General features: G+C 46.6%; 12 protein-coding genes. 4 read left to right on the top strand and 8 right to left on the bottom strand.

Going from position 1 to position 21,240, the window contains the following annotated elements; all coding sequences use genetic code 11:
* Positions 1-26: 26 nt before the first annotated feature.
* The gene (locus tag H1A11_RS15340; RefSeq protein WP_181757403.1) at positions 27-2,402 is read right to left on the bottom strand and encodes a TIM-barrel domain-containing protein; all 2,376 of its coding nucleotides are present in this window, start codon (positions 2,400-2,402) and stop codon (positions 27-29) included.
* 256 nt (positions 2,403-2,658) lie between these two features.
* Here H1A11_RS15340 and H1A11_RS15345 point away from each other — a divergent pair, with 256 nt between their 5' ends.
* Entirely contained in the window at positions 2,659-6,570 is a 3,912-nt protein-coding gene (locus H1A11_RS15345; RefSeq protein ID WP_181757404.1) for a two-component regulator propeller domain-containing protein, read from the top strand.
* 5 nt (positions 6,571-6,575) lie between these two features.
* Here the strand turns inward: H1A11_RS15345 and H1A11_RS15350 are convergent, their stop codons facing one another.
* From H1A11_RS15350 to H1A11_RS15360, 3 genes are read right to left on the bottom strand one after another with little or no spacing between them, the layout of a single operon-like run.
* Entirely contained in the window at positions 6,576-8,306 is a 1,731-nt protein-coding gene (locus tag H1A11_RS15350; protein ID WP_181757405.1) for a glycoside hydrolase family 9 protein, read from the bottom strand.
* Positions 8,307-8,349: 43 nt separating this feature from the next.
* Complete coding sequence (locus H1A11_RS15355) at positions 8,350-10,224, bottom strand: hypothetical protein (RefSeq protein ID WP_255461462.1); 1,875 nt, start codon at positions 10,222-10,224, stop codon at positions 8,350-8,352.
* A 23-nt stretch (positions 10,225-10,247) separates the two neighbouring features.
* Entirely contained in the window at positions 10,248-11,501 is a 1,254-nt protein-coding gene (locus H1A11_RS15360; RefSeq protein ID WP_181757407.1) for an AGE family epimerase/isomerase, read from the bottom strand.
* 371 nt (positions 11,502-11,872) lie between these two features.
* Here H1A11_RS15360 and H1A11_RS15365 point away from each other — a divergent pair, with 371 nt between their 5' ends.
* Positions 11,873-14,407 (top strand): glycoside hydrolase family 9 protein, encoded by a 2,535-nt coding sequence (locus H1A11_RS15365; protein WP_174646576.1) that lies wholly within the window; start codon positions 11,873-11,875, stop codon positions 14,405-14,407.
* Between the two features lie 154 nt (positions 14,408-14,561).
* Here the strand turns inward: H1A11_RS15365 and H1A11_RS15370 are convergent, their stop codons facing one another.
* Both H1A11_RS15370 and H1A11_RS15375 read right to left on the bottom strand, forming a co-directional pair.
* Positions 14,562-15,983: a sialate O-acetylesterase gene (locus H1A11_RS15370; RefSeq protein ID WP_181757408.1), complete on the bottom strand. Its 1,422-nt coding sequence runs from the start codon at positions 15,981-15,983 to the stop codon at positions 14,562-14,564.
* Positions 15,984-16,109: 126 nt separating this feature from the next.
* Positions 16,110-16,430, bottom strand: a complete 321-nt coding sequence (locus H1A11_RS15375) for a multidrug efflux SMR transporter (RefSeq protein ID WP_117601093.1) — start codon at positions 16,428-16,430, stop codon at positions 16,110-16,112.
* A gap of 146 nt (positions 16,431-16,576) precedes the next feature.
* Here H1A11_RS15375 and H1A11_RS15380 point away from each other — a divergent pair, with 146 nt between their 5' ends.
* Positions 16,577-17,152, top strand: coding sequence for a Crp/Fnr family transcriptional regulator (locus H1A11_RS15380; protein WP_117601050.1), 576 nt, complete (start codon positions 16,577-16,579; stop codon positions 17,150-17,152).
* Positions 17,153-17,524: 372 nt separating this feature from the next.
* Here H1A11_RS15380 and H1A11_RS15385 read toward each other — a convergent pair whose 3' ends face one another.
* The gene (locus H1A11_RS15385; RefSeq protein WP_370528674.1) at positions 17,525-18,745 is read right to left on the bottom strand and encodes an IS256 family transposase; all 1,221 of its coding nucleotides are present in this window, start codon (positions 18,743-18,745) and stop codon (positions 17,525-17,527) included.
* A gap of 89 nt (positions 18,746-18,834) precedes the next feature.
* On the opposite strand from H1A11_RS15385, the gene H1A11_RS15390 reads away from it, so the two are divergent.
* Positions 18,835-19,248, top strand: a complete 414-nt coding sequence (locus H1A11_RS15390) for a DUF1349 domain-containing protein (RefSeq protein WP_226791266.1) — start codon at positions 18,835-18,837, stop codon at positions 19,246-19,248.
* 303 nt (positions 19,249-19,551) lie between these two features.
* Here H1A11_RS15390 and H1A11_RS15395 read toward each other — a convergent pair whose 3' ends face one another.
* Positions 19,552-20,829, bottom strand: a complete 1,278-nt coding sequence (locus H1A11_RS15395; protein ID WP_181757410.1) for an ATP-binding protein — start codon at positions 20,827-20,829, stop codon at positions 19,552-19,554.
* Positions 20,830-21,240 lie beyond the last annotated feature (411 nt).

A 21,240-nucleotide genomic window follows, 5' to 3' on the forward strand; every position in this document is an offset into this window, starting at 1 on the left:
TCAATATAGATTTTCAAAGATTAAGTTCAGAAACTCAGGGAAGTGCCTTCAACCTGGTTCAACAGTTGCGGTTTGGCCTTTCCACAATCCACTTTCACAACCTGAATACGGTTGTCGGCAGGTAGACAAACCAATCCTTCCGCCTGCTTCTTGTCAGCACTGTATACCTTCAGGTTCATTTTGCTCCAATCCATCTCAACAGTGGACTGCGCCAACTTCAGATGAGGAAGTACCGAACCGTCACGTACCAGCATGATTATCGGCAGACTGCCTGCTTCAATTTGGTGCCATCCACCTTCGTAGACTTTCTCTGTCTGGTAGTCTATCCATTTTCCTTCGGGAAGGTAAACTGTGCGGCCCGTCATACCGGATTCAAGCAAGGGGGCAACCAGAATCTGCGAACCGAAGAGATACTCGTCATCCACTTTCCATGCTCCCGGATCATCGGGAAATTCTACAAACAAGGCTCTTAGCATCGGTAAGCCCTTTTCTGTACATTCCTTAGCCTGAGCATACACATAAGGCATCAGACGGTACTTCATCTCCGCACTCTTGCGGAAGACATCCTGCACACGCTTGCTGTCGTACAACCACGGCTCTGTCGGAGGTGCCCCATGCGCGCGGGTATGGGAAGTAAGAAAACCGAACGGTATCCAGCGGCAATACAAGTCCTCCGGAGTGGATTTTACAAAGCCGCCCATATCATGGCTCCAGAAGGAGAAACCGGACAAGCCGAAGGACAAGCCTGCACGAAGCGTACCCAGCAGTCCCGTGTTCGTAGTTGCAGCATCACCGCCCCAATGCAATGGATAACGCTGGGAACCGGCCCATGCGGCACGTGCCCACATTATATTCTCGTTGTGCAACTTCTTGGTTATCTCGGACACTGCCATATCATAACGCACCGGATAGAGGTTATGCTCATACCATCCGCTCTTGCCGGAAGCGTAAATACCGTTCAGTGGAGCAGCCTCGCCGAAGTCTACTTTAATGGCACTGACACCGATATTCAGCAATCCCGCCAGTTTGTCCTGATACCACTTTACGGTTTCCGGATTGGAAAAATCGAGCACCACATCTTCGTAGGGAAGTTCACCATTTCCATTTTTCACATACATGTCTTTCTCTATCAGTTCAGAGAAATAACGATTTTTAGGAGTGAAATAAGGCAACTGCCACAAACATACATGGAAACCTTGTGACCTCAAATCCTTCAACATCTGCTGTGGATTCTGGAAACGGTTCTCGGAGAATTTATAGTCACACTGCCAGTCCACATCAAACCAGCCGGTATCGAAATGGATAACATCGCACGGATACTTGTTCTTACGGATATTGGCCGCTACATCATAACCTTCCTTTTCACTGAAATAGGTAATACGGCTCATCCACGTACCGAAAGACCACAAGGGGGGCATGCCCGGCTTTCCTACCAAATCGGTGTACTCGTCCAGAATATCTTTCGGCTCGCCGAAGAAAACGAACAAATCCAGGTTCTCGTCACCCATGAACATTTTGTTCAGCCCAATATAGGTAGCACCAAAATCACAAGTCACGGGAGCGGATGTATGCATAAACATGCCATATCCCCGGTTACTCATAAAGAAAGGAATCGGTTTGTACATCTGGTCCGTCTCAGGCCCTTGTGGGTCTGTAACAAACAAGTTCACCTTCTGTCCGGCCTTGTTCAGCCCAGTGGCAGACTCTCCGCAACCAAAAATCATTTCATCCGCAGTCAAGGTAAATACCGGATTGATGCGGCGGGCATTGTCACTTCCCCGCTTCACAAAACAGAACGGTGTATATTTTACCTGCGTAGAGTCCGCATCACTCAAAGCGGCAGTCTGGCTCAAGATACGTCCGGCTTTATCCTTCAAGACGATTCTCCAGGGATTCTTGTTAATCTGAATGGTTCCATAGTCACTGGAATAGACAATCTTGTCATTCGTCTCGGCAACTTTCCAGCTTCCATCCCTGCCCGGTTCCTTTGCCAACATGATGGAAGCGGCAGGTTTAGGTTCCACCGGGGTCGTTAGCATACGGATACGTACCGTACGCGGAGTTACAAAGTCAATCTTGAATTTGAGGTTGGGGTCATTTTCATAGGCAGTGAAAGGAAAATCAAGCATTCTCATTTTACGGGGCTGTGCACCGTTGGTATTGAAGGCTTGACGGGGCATCAGATGCCCGCGTTTCCAGTTCACCAGCCCTTCACCCGACTTGGCATCGAATGACTCCAGGTGATCTGCAAAAAACAAAGTATTACTCAAGTCACGGAAATCGGTACTCATGTCCAGAGGTTGGTTCATCAGATACGAAGTACCGTCATTGACATGTGGCTGTGCCAACAGATTGCCGCCGGCAAACAACAGCATCGCCACTGCTAAAAGTTCTTTCTTCATACTATTAGGATTTAAATGATCTTGCCTGCAAATGTATTTTTCTTAAAGGAAACACAGATGCCTTAAAAATGTCTTTTAATATCCGGTTTTGTTTCATAGAACCCATATAGGGTCATTGGAAACAAAATGCATACTATTTTTCACCAAACGGAGGATATCATCCCACGCGAATACGCAAATCTTCCCTTGCTCGTTCGGAGGATTATATTTAAGTTTGCAGTTACAATATTGTTAATCCTTCTAATAAAGAAAATACATGAAACAACTGCTCCTATTCCTTATATGCAACCTGACCTTTCTCCTTACTGTTCAAAGTAACTCAACGGAAATCCCGCCGGCTGTCATGTTCAAGCAGCTCTCTACAACAGAAGGACTCTCCAACAACAGTATCCGAAGCATCTACAGAGACAATAGGGGATTCCTCTGGGTGGGGACAGAATCAGGACTCAACAAATACGACGGCTACTCCTTCCAGCAGTATTACCAGAACGACTCCAACCTGCCGGACGATGCCATCAGCGAAATTTTCGAAGGACCGGACGACAATGTATGGATAAGGACTTCCAGCGGCTACAGTATCTATAATTATAAGACCGGTAAATTCGACAATGACTATAAACCCATACTCGATGGGCTGCAAATCCCCAGTAAAAACATTCTGAGGATGGGAAAAACCTCCAAGAATGAATTTTGGGCCTACGACTATTCCAAACTTTACATACGAAGCATGGACAACAGCTCCATCAAAGCCTATCCACTGGCAGTTGAAAAGATTTCAAGCCTCTATATAGGTGTCCAGTTCATTTATATAATGTACTCCAACGGTATCCTATACAGTATCAGCAAGCAGACTTCCGAAGTCAAGGAAATAGCCATTCCCGCCATCTATAGACCTTTGCTGGAGAATCATGAGCCACACATTTACATAGACCAAAACGAAAACCTATGGGTATACACCTTCCAAAACAGCCTGCTTTTGCACAAGAACAGTTTTACACAGCAATGGGAGAACATCAGCCTGAACAATAACACTCACATACAGTACAATCGCGTGCAACGCATCCTCGACCTGGGAGACGGCAACGTATGGATACTTACCAGCCATATGGGGTTGTTCGTTTACAACGCCCTGACCAAATCTCTTACCAACTTGGTGCACAATCCATTGAAACCGCACACCATTGCCAGCAACAATCTGAATACCATTTACCGGGACAAAGACGGAACCATATACATAGGGAATTTCAAACACGGTATTTCCTATTATAGCCCCATGTCTCAAATCATACTATGCAACAAATCCCTGGAATATGATGATATCCTAACCTTCTGCGAAGACACAAGCCAGGAATCCATTTACTACGGAACAGACGGTACGGGACTAATCCGACGTTCACTGGTGACCGATTCATACGAAAAGATAGCAACTCCCGCCAATATTGTAGTCGACTTATCCATCGACTCCAAAAACCGCCTATGGATAGGCACCTTCCAGAAAGGACTGCTATGCTACTCGAAAGGGCAAATCAAACAATACACGGTAAGCAACAGCCAGCTTCTCGAAAACAATGTGTATACAGTAGAGGTGGACAAACACGGATACATCTGGATAGGTACCATGAAAGGATATATACAGAGGTTAAATCCGGAAACCGGGCAGTTTGACATCATCTTGTACCGTCCGGGAGAATTCTTTGTCCGTGATATGTACTATGACAAAGACAGCACCCTTTACGTAGCAACCAGAGGAGGACTCATTATTATCGATACGGAAACCCAAGCCTATAATATATACGCCGAAGCCAGCCGTTTCAAGGAGAACAATATGCTCACTGTCTATAAGGACAGCCGGGACCTTCTTTGGATAGGACATCCACACGGACTGAGCATATGGAACCAGAAGAACGACTCCATCTACTTCCTTGACCAGAAAAACGGGCTTGCCGCCAATCTCGTCAGAGCCATCACGGAAGACAACAACAACCAAATGTGGATTGGCACCGGCAACGGCATCTCACGAATCAAAATAACAAACGATACATACACCATCGTGAACTACTCCGTAAGCGACGGACTGATATGCAACGATACCAATGTCCACGCCATCCTCAAACTGCAGAACGGCAATATACTGATAGGTACTCCTCAAGGTTACCAGACTATCATTCCACAAGACATCCTGACCACAAGTTATGATGCCAACATTTACCTTACCGGTATTGAGTTCAAATCCGGAATGCCCCATCCGGACATCCTGAACGGCAGCTCACTTGAATGTGCACAACACCTTTCCTTCACTGAAAAGGAAAATTCATTCACTCTGTCCTTCTCCGCTCTCGACCTGGTGGAAACGGATAAGATAAAATATGCCTATAAGATTCATTCCAACTGGATTTATGCCGAAAACAACAAAGTAAACCTATCCATGCTGACTGCCGGAAACTATACTTTATCCGTCAAGGCATGCAACTCACAAGGCATATGGAGCCCCAACATCAAGGAACTGAAAATAAAGATACTCCCTCCTTGGTGGCGCACCTGGTGGGCCTATACCATATATACCGGTATCATTTTGTGTATCCTTCTGTCCATTATCCGCAATCTGCGCTTACGCCAAAAGCAGAAACAAATCATGCAAGCCATCGAGATGGAAAATGAAAGGCAGCAGAAAATCAACAATATGAAACTACAGTTCTTTGCCAACATAAGCCACGAACTGCGGACTCCCTTGTCACTTATCATCAATCCGCTTGAAGAGTTTTTCGTAGACCATCCCGAATATCGTAAAGGTATTCTGGATATGGTCAAACAAAATGCCGACTATCTGCTGGAACTGATTAACCAACTGCTGGATTTCAGAAAGCTGGATGCCAAGGCTGAAACCCTGAAATGCAAACATGACAACATCCTTATCATTCTGAGTGAAATATTCCACTCTTTCGATCCGATAGCACAGAAACGGAACATCAGCTATAGCCTTACCGCTCCACAACATTCTGTATTCATGGATTTCGACTATGACAAGATACGCAAGATATGCACAAATATCCTGTCAAATGCATTCAAGTTCACTCCCAATAAAGGAAGCATCTCACTGGATATTGCCGTAAGAGGCACAAATCTTGAGCTGACCTTTACCGACACCGGTTGCGGCATAGAAGATAAATCCAAGGAGAAAATATTCCAAAGATTCTATCAGTCGAGCAAAAACCAGTCGAGCAACGGAGGCAGCGGCATTGGACTGCACATTGTTTCCGAATACGTAAAGATGCATCAGGGTACTGTCTGTGTCAGGGATAACCAGCCTTGTGGTTCTGTATTCCTGATTACCCTACCCCTGCACCAGAACAGTAATGAAACCAAAAACGGAGAACCGGTCGAAGAACCGGAAATAAAGGAAGAATCCCATCCATTCACCATACTACTCGTAGATGACAACTACGACTTCTTGAAATTTCTCTCTGAAAGTCTTGCCAGGCAGTATCATGTATTAAAAGCCACAAACGGAAAACATGCACTAAATGTACTGGAAAAGGAAGATATTGATTTAGTGGTCAGTGACATCATGATGCCCGAAATGGATGGTCTGGAACTATGTTCAACCATCAAGAATGACATACGCTACTCCCATATCCCCATTATCCTCCTGACAGCTAAGGCAAGTGAAGAACACCAATTGGAAGGGCTTAGCGTTGGTGCAGACGACTATATCACCAAGCCTTTCAATATGGAAGTCCTCAAGCTGCGCATCAACAAGATTATCGAGATGAACGTCAAACGTCAGGAAATATTCAATCAGGACATTAAAATCGAGCCAAGCCGTATCACCATCACTCCCCTTGACCGGCAGCTGGTGGAAAAAGCCATCCAGATTGTAGAGGACAATATCAGCGAAACCGAGTTTTCCGTCGAGGAGCTGGCCAGCAGCCTGAATATATCACGCAGCTATTTCTACAAGAAAATGATTAAGATAACGGGAAAGAAACCCATCGAATTCATCAGGACCATCCGTATGAAACGTGCACAACAACTCTTGACAGAAAGCCAGATGCAAGTTTCGGAAATTGCATATACCTTGGGGTATAACTCCCCCAAGGTATTCTCCAAACATTTTAAAGAAGAGTTCAACATCAGCCCATCCGAATTTATAAGGCAGCAGGCTGAATAGCAACATTATTTTGACATCAAAGCATCCAACGAAGACACCAACGCCACCAAAGCGGCACTCCAATTAATGGCTATCTCATTGGAAGCATACGAACCCTCCACATCTGCATAAGACTCATCCGGCAGGTTGGAAGCATAAGCAATGCCATCCTGCTGCCCAGGATTGGGACCGCCAACCAGGAAACCGGGAAGAGGTGCCTCTATATCATCCGATGTAGAAAGACGATGGTGCGGATACAGAGGACTCTTCATCCCGAAACCGGTAACATAACAATATCCCGTAGCATTCTTTCCTAAAATGTAGTCCATATTGCGGTAGGCGTTCGTCAGGTACGACTTCTCGCCCGTAAGCAAATAGGCGCAAACCAGTGAAGTGGCTTGGTTAGCACACCCTTCGGCAAGGCATCCCCAGAAGAAATCTTTGGCATCGTTGCCGTAAGGAGCATGGAAAGGAGAGCGGTCAGCACCCCGCACAGCCTCGACAGCATAGTCCAGTAACAGGTCTTTCATGGCATTTGCCAATTCCACGTCTTCACCCTGATATTCCCTGCCCGGTTGCAGCCAGGCAAACACGCCCAACGCAGTGGTATTGCCCCAAGAAGGAGTCTTATATGCAGTCGGCAGATGCTTCTTCACTTGTTCCCGGTAAACGGGCTTTCCCGTAGCAAGATAGAGCTCGGAAGCCGCCCAGAAGAATTCGTCATCGGCACTACGATCACCGTAAGCTCCCGTAACCACGGCAGGTTGATATTGCTTGTTGAGGAGGTCCTGATGATAGAGCGCTTGCGGATGCGCTTCTGCCCAGGCGTAAGCACGTTCGGCAGCCTGTAAAGCCACTGTCGAAAAGCCCGGATAATCCTCTTCGTAAGGAGTAAACAAGGCAGAAGCCTGCGCCAAAGCCGCAGCATAGTCCAATGCCGCCGTTACTGATTTCTGAACCACATAACGAGGCTGCTTACACTCCGTAGGCTTGATGAATCCCTCGAACGAAGGGGTAGTCAGCTTGTGGTAGACTCCTCCGTCGGCAGGGTCTTGCATAGTCAGCATCCATCTCAGGTTATAGTACATCTCGTCCAGCAAATCGGGCGTGTGGTTTCCGCTCTCCGGGATGTTCACCTGTTGACGGATAAAATAATCAGGAAAGCGGGCATAAATCGCCTGCATCAGTCCAATGGAATAGGCGGAGTTCACAATATACTTGTTATAGTCTCCGGCATCATACCATCCTCCCGGAGAAGAAATCACCGTTCCCGCCTTACGTTCCGGCCCGGCAGCATTGGGATGTATCAGTACCTTGTCATCGGGATGGCCTGCCGGACGGCTCCACCGACCCGCATAAGTCGCTTCGATGGGCATGCCCGTACGTTGGTAATAGAAAGATTTCAAAGCAGCATCGGCCAAAGGGGACAGTACTCTTTCTTTTATTTCGAATGCCACTGAATCTCCGTTAACCATCAGAAAATAGTTTCCCGGTGCCGTGATGTCACTGAAATCCAATATCGTCCTGCTCTTATCCGACCAAGCAGATGAAGCAATATATCCGGGCTTACCGGAAAATACCCGATTACCCGTGGCTGCATCTACTATGGTAAATTCACGGACCTCACCGGTATTCACCACAGCTACTTTTTCCTGCTGGGGATAGTACCCTAACTGATTCAAACGTATAGTTTCTGAAGGATGCCCTAAAGTGACCATCCCTCCCAGAACTGTAAACAGACATGTAGTTATATTCATATCACTATTCTTTAGTAATCATTTATATTATTCTATTTCAAAACTATTTATCAGACAATAAGGTAATGAAACTGATGGCCGGCAAGTGTACCCGTACCTGCCCATTCTCCACTTTCACTGCAGTTTCCTTCATGCAGTCTTTTGTATTGGTCACATAGACTTTCAGTTCCTTCACTTCTGCAGGGATACCGGAGATGACCGCCTCGCAATCTGCCCCATTATTGACCATATGGACGGCATATTCCCCACGCACCATATTTCCGAAAGCCGCACAGTTTACGTTTTTCTTGCTGCTACTGACCGGAATGGCCAAGGCATCGGCCGGAGTGGAGGCCAGTTGCTTGATATTCCAGAAACGTTGCGTAGGACGCAAAGGACCTTTGGAACCATAAATGCCGTCTCCCCACAACAACGAATAGTCTGAAGTAAGCTGCCACTGCAAGATGGACAATGGCTGGCAAATGGCACAAATACGCGTATACAGATTGATTTCATAAAGTGCAAACGTCGACTCATTGAATATCTCGGCATAACCATGAGCAGCGGCATCCGTACTACCCTCACCAACCAAGAGTGGTACATTAATCGCTTTGGCAGCATCCGCCCACTTCTTTAACGTAACATCATCACAACCACGCCATGAATGGAAAGATACTGCACCAATATACTTATGAGTCTCAGGATTGTTCAAAGCAGGAAGGATAAAATCGAAAGTCGTGGCATCCGAATTGTCGCCAAGCAGCATGCGGGTAGGAAGATTCAACCCTGCCAGATAAGCACCGAACTCCTTAATGAAATCTGCATGTTCTTGCGGAGTGTGGAGGACATCAATACCCAAATCCGATTCATTGAACGAGAACATGGAGAACTCAATACCATAATGCTGTTTGGCATACAACAGATAATCTGCCATGGATTTATAAATCTTCTCCTTTTTCCGGTTATCCAGACGATAAGCAATGACACCGCCTTGACGAGCATAACTTGCAGGACCTCCGTCAATGGCCCATGCAGGCGGAAACCAGCAGCTTAGTATTACCGGCATTCCCATCGCCTTCAAGCGCTTTGCCATGAGGAGACTTTCCTCCACCCGCTTGTTCAGTCCCCCATTCTGTGCGGTGGCAATAGGGTCGGCTTCCTCTTCCGGTTGCCACAATCTCCACGGAAATTCCACACGTCCATAGGCTACACGCAAATTTTCCAGACAGTAATCTATCACTTTAGGGTCGGCAGCAGGATTCTGCAGGCGGAAATTCCCTCCAAAGCCTGTAAACAGACTTCCCGGATTCTGCATATCCAATATAATTTCCGCGTCACTATGATCTATCACTCCGGAAGCATGCAGTGCCATGGACAATGCAGTTCTCCCAGCCTTTTTCAGAGTCGGCATCAGCGAGATATAAACTACGGTACCGGTGGATTCTTTTTCAACCGTGGCCTTTACAGATTTATTGAACTTGAATTCCAACTTCCTATTGGCCGAAGTAGCGGTCAGCTTCCTGCCACTTGTTCTTACTTTGACATCAGTATAGTTTTCCGGACTTAGGGCGATACAGTAATAGGCTGACTGGTTCAGAGTAGTGTCCGACAGCGCATCAATAGAAATCTCCACCAGACCTTTTCCCTTGTCCGTCACTTTCTGATGGAACTTTATACCTCGCAGAGTAGTCGTCACTTCCTGCATGTCCCCTTCACGATGGAAAACGGGACGGACCTGCTTCTCCTTTCCAGTAATCTCCATATCTCCTTTCAAGGTTCCGACACGCAGGGACGACTCAAAGTCTATCAATTCACCGTCTACACGGACACCCGTGATATTGCTCCATGCCATCACTTCCGTCTGGGCAGAAAGCGGCTGAGACAATATGCCACACAGCAATGCAGCCATTCCCAACTGGAAAATTCGTAAATTCTTCATTATATCAAATATATAAAAGGTTGTCATTTCAGTCTTGTATCAATCTCAAACCCCATACGGCTGTTATGATAGGGACAGTTCCACATACTTGCTTTAGGTTCCTTGTAGCGGGGAGTCCCATCTTCCAGCACGGTTCTGAACCATTCGCCATACTCCTTGTCTATCATCCGGGACTTGATGAAATTCCAGGTACGGACGGCACTGCCCAGATAAGATTGTTCACCGGTCAGCTGCCAGGCATTGATGCATCCTACCACAGTTTCCGCCTGGCACCACCAGGAAGCATCCTTCCTGATTTTGTCCTTATGCCGTTCGTACATCATGGCGCCCATTGGGTTGATGCCCTCTTTCAAGGAGGCGTCTGCAAGTTCCAAAGCCACTTTCCTGCATTTCCCGATGACCTCCGGGTCACCCAGAGCTTCTGCAGCTTCCGTCAGCAGCCAGGAAGTTTCGATGTCATGCCCGTAAGAGTCGATGTCATCCAGATTGTTCCAGTTTGAATCACAGTATAATATCAGGTGATGTGTTTGTGAGTTATACAGTTTGGTTGTTATCAAGTTTATCACTTTTGCAAGGCGCTCGCGAAGGCCGTCATCTTTCCATACTTTATATAACGCTGTGTATGCCTCCAATACATGGATATGGGTATTCATTGTTTTGGTGGCAACACCATCTCCATCATATCCCAACTTTTGGGGAGTTCCCCATTCGCGGGTAAAGGATTCTATATAACCGTCGTTTACGGGATCTTTGATTTTGCTCTCCACGGTCCGGTAAAGCTCTATGGCTTTTTGCAGGCTTTCATTGTTGCCTGTTGCTCTGAAATGTTCGGACAAACCGTAGATGGCATAAGAGCAGCCGTAAGTCTGCTTGTCCGTATCCAGTGGAGTACCGTCTGCTTTTATCAGCCAATATACGCCTCCATACTGCGGGTCGATGAAGTGGTCTATGAAATAGCGTTGCGCCCTGTCAGCCAGTTTGCGGTAGGCAGCATCGCCATACATCCGATAAGCGGTTGAAAAAGTCCAGAGGATGCGGGCATTCAGTACGCCTCCTTTGGGAGCATCCGCTATCGGGGCACCGTCACGTCCCAATGAACCGTAAAAACCTCCGGAAGGGTCTACACTGTATTTTTCCCAAAAAGAGAGGATATTCTCTTTCAAGTCTGAGGTTATCTCATCTTTTAAAATCTTATCCGCGTGTGATTGCGCTTTTAGGAAAGGTGCAATCAGCAGCCCTACTACAATCAGCAGAAAAACGGGAAATAGGTGTCTCATAATGTAGCGATTTAAGAAATTGGCCATAGTTACACTGCAAATTTACAAAAAAACAAGTTGTCATTACTCATTGCCATCCTTTTTCAAGGGATACAATTGGTTCCGATAAAGGTCATTTTTGGGTACTGAATCCTTGTTTTGTCAAACACTGGCCTTTGTCGGCTCAAACACTGGCGTCTGTCGGCTCAAAGTCCAGTGTCTGTCAGCTCAAACACCAGTGTTCGTCAAGTGCTACAATATCTGCCCCAGAAACATAGGCAAACACCGGAAAAAGATACATTTTATAACGTTATTGGCTACAAACAAAAACCATCCGTTTCCTTTTTAGTCCGTATATTAGTGGAGAATTCTGTAACTCAAAAATAGATACTATGAGAAAGAGACATTTTCTATTCGCATCCGCCCTGGCACTGCTCTGCAGTAGCGGTGCACTGCATGCACAAGATTTCAAGCTGACATCTTCCGGTTATTTCAAGAACCAGGGAGTAGACGTCATGGCTTTTGATGACATCTATCCCGAGGGACACCAAGGAGGAGTATGTATCATCATGAATGGACACCGCGTAGCAACGAATGGAGACATCCGACTGGAAGCCACCCCCGGACAATGGCAGCCCGTACCGAAACAACTCGACCGGAAGCTCAGCGACAACAGCATCACCGCTACGCTCTGCTATCCCGACTCCTCACGCCACCTCACCGGATTCAACCCGATGATTTACCCGGATCTCCACCTTATATATACGGTACAAGTGGAAAGCAAAGGTAAACACATAGAGGTGACCGTAGACCTGGACCGCCCCATTCCCCAGGAATTCATCGGAAAAGTGGGCTTCAACCTTGAATTCTTCCCGGGTTCCCTCTTCGGCAAGCCCTGGATTATGGACGGTCAGAGCGGCATCTTCCCGCAACAACCCAACTCCCCCCTGATGACAACCCAACCCAACTATCTGCATACGGGAAACTATCATGACGGCAAGCAATCGCTGGCAGACATGGACAAACTGATAGGAAAAGGTTACAGCCCGATTGTGGCCGACGACATCATCAGCGAACCTTATGCCAAAGGCCGTAAGTTTACCTCCCGCCCCGACGACCCTTACAACAAAGTAACCATCGAATCATTGAGTGGTGACCTACAACTGTTTGACGGGCGTATGAACCACAATAACGGCTGGTTCGTACTGCGCAGCAACATAAAACCGGGTGTCACCAAAGGGGCCGTCAAATGGATTATCACTCCGAACGTAGTGGCCGACTGGATGTATCAGCCGGTTATCCAGACTTCACAGATAGGTTATCATCCCGCCCAGGACAAGGAAGCCGTCATCGAAATGGATATACGTGACAATAGAAAGGAAACGGCACAAATCATCCGCATTGACGCAGACGGCGAGAAAGTGGTCAAGAACGTCACTCCTGCCAATTGGGGCAAGTTCCTAAGATACAACTATCTGAAGGTGGACTTCACGGATGTGAAGGAACCGGGACTCTACAAGATTAAATACGATACCTCCGTATCTCCTATCTTCCGCATCGACAATGACGTATATGCCCGTGGCGTATGGCAACCCGTACTGGAATACTTCCTTCCCGTACAGATGTGCCACATGCGCGTCAACGAGAAATACCGCGTATGGCACGACTGCTGCCACATGGACGATGCCCGGATGGCACCGGCACACAATCATATCGACGGCTACGACCAGAAAGAGGGCCTGTCCAAATTCAAACCGGGTGAAGTGGTTCCCGGAGTGAACATAGGCGGCTGGCACGATGCCGGAGACTTTGACCTCCGCATCGAATCCCAAGCCGGAGAATCCTATATCCTGGCACTGGCCTACGAAGCTTTCCGCCCGAATCTCGACGTGACTTCCATCGACCAGATAAACCGTGTGACGGAAATCCACCAGCCCGACGGTAAGAATGACCTGCTGCAACAAGTAGAGAACGGCGCCCTTACGGTAGTCAACGGCTACCTGGCACTGGGACGTCTCTACCGGGGAATCATCTGCAACGACCTTCGCCAATACGTACTTCTGGGTGATGCCGCCGCCATGACGGACGGAAAAATCGGTAATGAAGACGACCGTTGGATATTTACAGAGGACAACCCCGGACGAGAACTGTCGACAGCCGCCCAACTTGCTGCCGTATCACGCGTATTGAAAGGCTTCAATGATACATTGAGTGTACATTGTCTCGACATTGCCCGCAAAGTATATGCTTCTACCGAAAGCGGCAACAACAGAGCCTTGTTCCCCAAAGTGCAGGCAGCCGTAGAGTTGTACCTCACCACGGGCGAACAACCCTATATGGACTTCATCCTGGACAACCAGGAGCTCATCATCAAGCAGATAGGCCGAATCGGCTGGTACACGGCACGCGTAGAACAACAGTTTGCACAGATGAAGAACAAGAAAGCCAAAGCCTTCTCTACCGCTTTCCGCAAAGCTCTGGCCGGATACAAACAAGAACTGGACAAGCAAGTGCATGAAACTCCTTATGGCGTTCCCTACCGTCCGAATATCTGGGGTGCAGGCTGGGATATACAGCGTTTCGGCTTCCAGCACTACTTCCTGACAACCGCCTATCCGGAAATATTCCCGAAAGCACCGGTATTCAATGCCCTCAACTTCATTCTCGGATGCCACCCGGGCTCCAACCAGGCTTCCTTCGCCTCGGGTGTTGGCGCACAATCAGCCACTGTAGGCTACGGACTGAACCGCGCAGACTGGTCGTACATTCCCGGTGGAGTCATTTCCGGTACAGCGCTTATCCGTCCCGACTTCCCGGAACTCCTGACGTTCCCGTTCCTCTGGCAACAGACTGAGTATGTGTTGGGAGGAGGTTCGTCCCACTATATGTTCCTGGTACTTGCAGCAGAACAGTTGCTGAAACAATAAGAAAGACAGAGGGGGGAACAAAACCCTCTGGATATTTTCTTTTAGGCGCGGATTACACGGATTTCACGGATTTAGTTTACTGCATCCGTGGATTCCGCGTAACCCGCGCCCAATATTATAGTATAATGAAAGTGTTTATATACTTTTCACTCTTTCACCAATTATCCGTACGGAACGGAATGGTAGGCAATTCATTCCCACCGATCATCGTACCAATCTGGAAATCATGGAAACAATAGCGCACGCTGACGGGATGGGATACCTTTTCTGAAGAGATTACCACTTCATTCGTCTGCCAGTGCAGCCATACTTTGTCGGCAGGATGGAACACACGGTCCTCACCCGCCACTTCGAAACCGCGAAGGTCATAGTTGCGACAGATACCCATTTCCAAATGGTCGAAGGAAACCCATGCTTCACTGCCTTTAGCAGTCCATGACTTATATTGTGGGCCGAAACAGTGTATCTGCTTCAATCCATAGGTAAGGTTCAATGCCAGATAGCTCAAGCGTTGACCTACCTTTGTCTTGTTGCGGGGATGGATATTGTATATCTCATAAGGCTCTACAAGGTCGTTGGTAGAAATCATGGCACTGTTCGGAATCTGGCTTTGGGCACGGAATTGCGCTTCGCGCAGGTAGGCAGCTTTCTCTTGCTGGGTACCTCCGTAGGCGTACGGTGCTATTTCGGCAAAGTAGAAAGGCAGTTCGCCCAATCCCCACTCCTTGCGCCACAGTTGCACCATGTCGGCCAGACGCTCGGCGTATGTTTCATGACGGCCTACGTTAGACTCGCCTTGATACCAGATGAATCCCTTTATGGTATAGTTCTGAAGCGGCTTCAGCATGGCATTGTACATCAGCATGGGGCGGTGCATGGGGTGCAGGCGTTTGATGGAATCGGGGTTGAGGGAAATGTCCGGATAGTTTTCCAGCAATTCCCGGCTTATCCAACCTTCCACAGTGGCTCCACCGTAGGCACTGCTGATGATACCCACGGGAATACGGAGGGCACGACTCAGTGAAGTTGCGAAATAGTAAGCTGTTGCACTGAAATCGGGTGCGGTCTCGATGGAGGAGAGGTTCCAACTACCTTCGCAGTCTGTTTGCGGTTCATACGTCTGATGCTTGGGAACGGTGAACATGCGCACACCCTTATTTTCGGCAGAAGCTATGATATCATCCACCCCATTCATGATGCAACAGCCGGCAAAACCTTTCAAGGGCATTTCCATATTACTCTGACCGGAAGCAAGCCATACTTCACCGATTAGGACATTCGTCAACGTAGTTTTTTCTCCATCATCAAAAGTTATCTCATAAGGCGTGTATCCTGCTGCCGGAGTTTTCACGGCAAGCAGCCAACGTCCGTCTTTATCGGCACGGCAAGTGGAGGTTTGTCCGTTCCACGAGGGGGTTACACGTACTTCTGCCTTCGGCGTTGCCGTTCCCCACAGTTTTACTTCCGTCTGTTGCTGAAGAACCATATTGTCACTTACCAGTGCAGGCAGTTTTACCTTGGCGCCCAATGAAGCGGCGTAGCATAATAGAATCAATGCAAGAGTTTTACTTTTCATGGCATATTTGTGTTTACTACTTATTCAGAATTCAATAACGTGAGCAAAAATAGGGCTTTTTTGCTCACGTTCATCCTTTTTCAAGTCAAAAGTTTACATCGCATTGTTCCGCAGCAATCGTAGGAATCAAGTCATCTTTAAACCTACAATAGAAGCTATCAACGTAGTAATAAAGAACAAACGGATGAAGGAAACCGACTCATCAAAGAATACAATCCCCAATATTACCGTACTTACCGCACCTATCCCCGTCCACACGGGATAGGCCGTCCCGATAGGTAACGTATGCACCGCCTTGGCAAGCAGCAACATACTGATGGCCAGACAGACAAGAAAGCCTGCACCCCAAAGATAATATTCCGTACCCGTAACGCCTTTCATCTTTCCCAGACAAAAGGCAAAGCCTGACTCAAACAGTCCGGCTACAACCAAAATAATCCAGTTCATACTCAATTCTTCTGTTTCATTATACATTTAAAGAGGGAGCAAAGATAACCTTTCCCGTACTCCTGCCACTTTACATTTGATAAGAAGCACCGGATAAGGTCGAAAATCGTATCTTTGCCACACTAAGAACCAATACTTGCCTGATAATGAACAAATACGATATTATCCATACCATATATCCAATGCCAAAGGCATCTGTCGACAAGCTGGTGGAGAACATCACGGAAGTGGCTTACCCCAAAAGTTCCCTCATACTGGAAGCCGGAAAGACGGAGAGAAACATTTTCTTCGTCGGAAAAGGTATTGTCCGCGCCTACGTGGAAGCGAAAGGTAAAGAAATCACCTTTTGGATTGGTGCCGAGGGAGCCACAGTCGTTTCACTGAAAAGCTACATCGCCAACGCACCCGGTTATGAAACCGTGGAATGCATGGAGGACGTCATTCTTTACGTCTTGAAACAGAGTGTCCTGGCAAGATTGTTCCAAGAAGACATCCACATCGCCAATTGGGGACGCAAGTTTGCAGAGACAGAATTCCTGCAGACTGAAGAGAAATTCATCCCCTTGCTGTTTACTTCCGCAGCCGAACGGTACGAAGTACTGCTGAAGAATAACCCGGAACTGCTGCAAAGAATCCCGCTGGAATGCCTTGCTACGTATTTGGGGATTACTCCGGTGAGTTTGAGCAGAATTAGGGCGGGGATTGGAAAACGACAAGGCTAAATAGAAATAAAAGAAAAGAAATTATACATGAATATATAATCTGTATATTTGTCATTAAATCAAGAACAAGCAGCCCATAAAATCACCTTTTCAATACGGCACATTGGTCGATAAAGGGGAGCAGTACATATTCTCCAACCCGGTATTTGAGTTGTGGTTCAAAGAGGGAGTATTACTGAAAGACTCTAAATTCACTAACTTTGCAACATAAACAAAAAACAATTACACAATAAATAAACATTTATATTTTGGATTGCTTATGAGCATCTTAATGACCGGTTGCGCCGAGAGTAAACCGGATGCGGCAGTAGAGAAAGGGTACTGTCCAAAATTTTGTGTAAATGGAAACAGGATTCAGTTGTAAGTTTGTTCTTATATCTGGATTCTGTTTTCAAATATAAGCATAAACTGGTTCATAATCAATCCCCAGTTTGAAATAGGCATTGTCCATTTCTTTTCAATCTCCATAAGTGAAAGATACACGGTCTTTTTTACGGCATCGTCCGACGGGAATGAAAGCTTTGATTTGGTGTACTTTCTGATTTTTCCGTTCAGATTCTCAATAAGATTTGTGGTATAGATTATTTTCCTGATTTCCAATGGGAACTGGAAGAAAACAGTCAGATCATCCCAGTTGTTTCTCCATGAAAGTATGGCGTATGGATACTTTCCTCCCCATTTCTTTTCCAGATTGTCAAGTTCTGCGGCAGCAACTTCCTTATTAGGTGCATTGTAGACATTCTTCATATCCGCCGTAAACTCTTTCTTATCCTTATAAACGACATATTTACAGGAGTTCCTGATCTGATGTTCCACACAGATCTGAGTGGATGACTGGGGGAATACGGTACGGATGGTATCTGTAAATCCATTCAGATTGTCAGTACAGGTAATCAGTATATCCTGCACTCCACGAGCCTTCAAGTCGGTCAGGACACCCATCCAGAAAGAGGAACTTTCCGATTTGCCGACCCACATGCCAAGGACTTCCTTCAGGCCGTTCTGTTTCAGACCGACACAAAGATAGACGGTCTTGTTTATAATCTTGCCGTTATCCCGTACCTTGAAGACGATACCATCCATCCAGACTATCAGATAGACCGGATCCAGAGGACGGTTCTGCCATTCCTGCGCAGCCTGGCTTACCTTGTTTGTAATAATGGAAATGGCTGATGTAGAGAGCTCTATTTCATAAATCTCACGCATCTCCTCCTCTATATCGGAAACACTCATTCCTTTGGCATACAGGGAGATAACAAGCTTCTCTATAGAAAGTCCCCGGCTTTCATGCTTGGGGACTGCTATCGGTTCAAACTGCCCGTTGCGGTCACGCGGAATGGAGATGACAGACTCTCCATGTCCGGTCTGAATTTTCTTCGGATAACTGCCATTCCGGGAGTTGCCGGTGTTGTTCCCTGCCACGGAATTCTTCTCATACCCCAAATGGGCATCCATCTCACCTTCAAGCATCTTTTCCAATACCTGCGCATGCAACTGATTCAGAAACCTGCTCACATCCGCTTCTGTCTTGAACTGGCTAAGGAACTCCTTGCTTAATACCTCATCAGGCACTACTTGATTCTTTTCTTTCATAATCTTTTTCATTTGGTAAATGTATAAAATAAAAAATACGGAACTCGATTTTGAATCCCGTATTTTCCATTTACACAAAATATTTTATAGTGCCAGAGAAAGAAACACTTTCATCCTGCAACGTCAAACTCAGTAACATACAATTTACCCAAGCCAAGAACGGGGCGGAGAACAATGTCACCGTATTCAACGACACACTGAAGTTTGTTGCCGGTCCGCAGACAGACTATTTCCGTTCGCCGGATGGAACTGCCATCAACAACTCACCTGTTATCTTTACAGAGATAGACAACACGAAGCCGTTCACCTTTACAGCCAAAGTGGAACCGCAGTTCACCCTGACGGGAACATACTCAGCCGGCGTACTTTATGTCTATGAGAACGATACCCACAACCAGAAACTATGCTTTGAGCAAGATGAAAACGGAGCACACCGCGTGGTGAGTGTCCGCACCATCGGAACTTCCGAAGTGGCAAGCTTGATAACGAATGAAGTAACGTAACGTCGATATAACTCAACACATTGTAGAATGCCCATCATTAATGTTATTCACATCAATGGTGGGTATTCTACTTTTACCATTCTGACACTTTGTATTTTCTATCGTATGAGGATCCCCCGTATTTCCATCTCTCTGTCTATACGAAAGGAAATTCGAGAACAAAAACATATAAAATACAGATTATAAGGAATATATCAAAACATTCCTCCTCCTAATAAATTGAAAATATATCTCCGAAAGCCTTGATACGCCGAGAAAGCAAAGACAAAAGCAATGCTTTTTGTCACATTTACAGAAATATCCCTATCTTTCAAGCAATCCACCCAGTTCCCACGCCCGCACATGCCGTATTCCTTCATTGGACGGCAGGCAGAAGTCATCAAGCGAGACAACCAGTTTCTCATAATTATCTTGTATCGCCTCCAACGAAGCATACTCACGGCGCACCGTCTGTTCATCTACCAGCATGTAGGTGGATTGCAGATATATCGTACGGTCACCTTTCCGAGCGATGAAGTCCACCTCTTTTTCTTTAGCACATCCGGTATAGACATCATAGCCCGCCCGAAGCAACTCCAGATAGACAAGAGTCTCCAGTTTATAACCCACACCATAGGCTGTTCCGGGATAGAGGAAATTCTTAAAGGCAAGGTCGTTGATGTAATATTTCGCCGTACCGGACAGTATTTCCTTTCCGCGCAAGTCAAAGCGTTCACAACGATACGCCAAGAACGAGTCTTCGATATAGCCTATGTAGGCAGCCACGGCATCATAGCTCGTCTTCCGGCCCTGGCTCTTGAAATAGTTCACGATGTTGCCGATGGACACTAAATTAGAGGCATTGCCTACAAGAAACGCAAAAAGGTCCTCAAGCAGTCGGGGGTCACGTATGCTGTAGCGTTGGATGATGTCCTTCAGCAAGATGGTGTCCTTCAAGGCAGACAAGTAATTGCGCTGCACCTCCTGCTTTTCGGGCAAGACAAAAAGTTCCGGGATTCCGCCCGTATTCATATAGCCCATATAGCTCTCACGGTTCTGTTCCAGATGCCTTATCTCTGTATACTCCTGATAGCTGAAGGGATATATCGGAAATTGGACGTATCGCCCCGAAAGCAGCGTGGCAAGCTCACCGGACAGCATCCGTGAGTTGGAGCCGCTGATAAAGAGCTCGTACTCCTCGGTATAGTCCTGCGAATAAGAATTGACCGACTTTTCCCATTCTTGGATGAGCTGCACTTCGTCGATGAAAATATATATCCTCCCCTGAGGGTGCAGTTCGCTTTTATAAAGCGTCACCAACTCTTCCAAATCCTTGTGAGTCTTCAAAAAAGCAAAGTCGCTCAGTTCCCGGTTGATGAACAAAGTGTTCTGCGGAGGGACACCGTTTCTTATCAGTTCCCTTGCTATCTGTCTCAACACATAACTTTTCCCAGCACGCCGCTGGCCGATGAGCACCTTTACAAGACGATTGCCTACGTAGTCCATGATTCTGCCGGTATAAGCTACCCGCATGAAACCGAAGTCAAAATCTCCTTCTGTCCAGAGATTGTACTTCCTAAGTATATCCATTCTTTCGTCCATAACCTAAACTTTAGCTGCAAAGATAACAATTTTCGGTTATAAACGAATATTTCTATCAACTCTTTCGTTCATAACCTAAAAAGTTTGCGAAAAAGGCTAGATTTTCGGTTATAAACGAAAGATTCATTTAGACAAGCAAGGAGGATACTTCCTTTCCGCATCCCCCTTTATCGGCCGGATATTCCCTCTATAGAATCATCATTGTTGCATCTATATATCCACCGCGTTGCATCTATACTTCCACCGTGCTGCATCTATAGATGCAGCAAATCCCTTAACCTATCCTAATAATGCTGCTTATTGTCACCTATTTAGAAGCGAAATCATTATATTTGCGCCCATATATGCCAATACGTTGACTAAGCGATGGCAAAACAGCTTGTAAAAAACAAAACTGAATAATAACGAATT

Source organism: Bacteroides sp. CACC 737 (assembly GCF_013874375.1).
Taxonomy (GTDB): Bacteria; Bacteroidota; Bacteroidia; order Bacteroidales; family Bacteroidaceae; genus Bacteroides; species Bacteroides uniformis.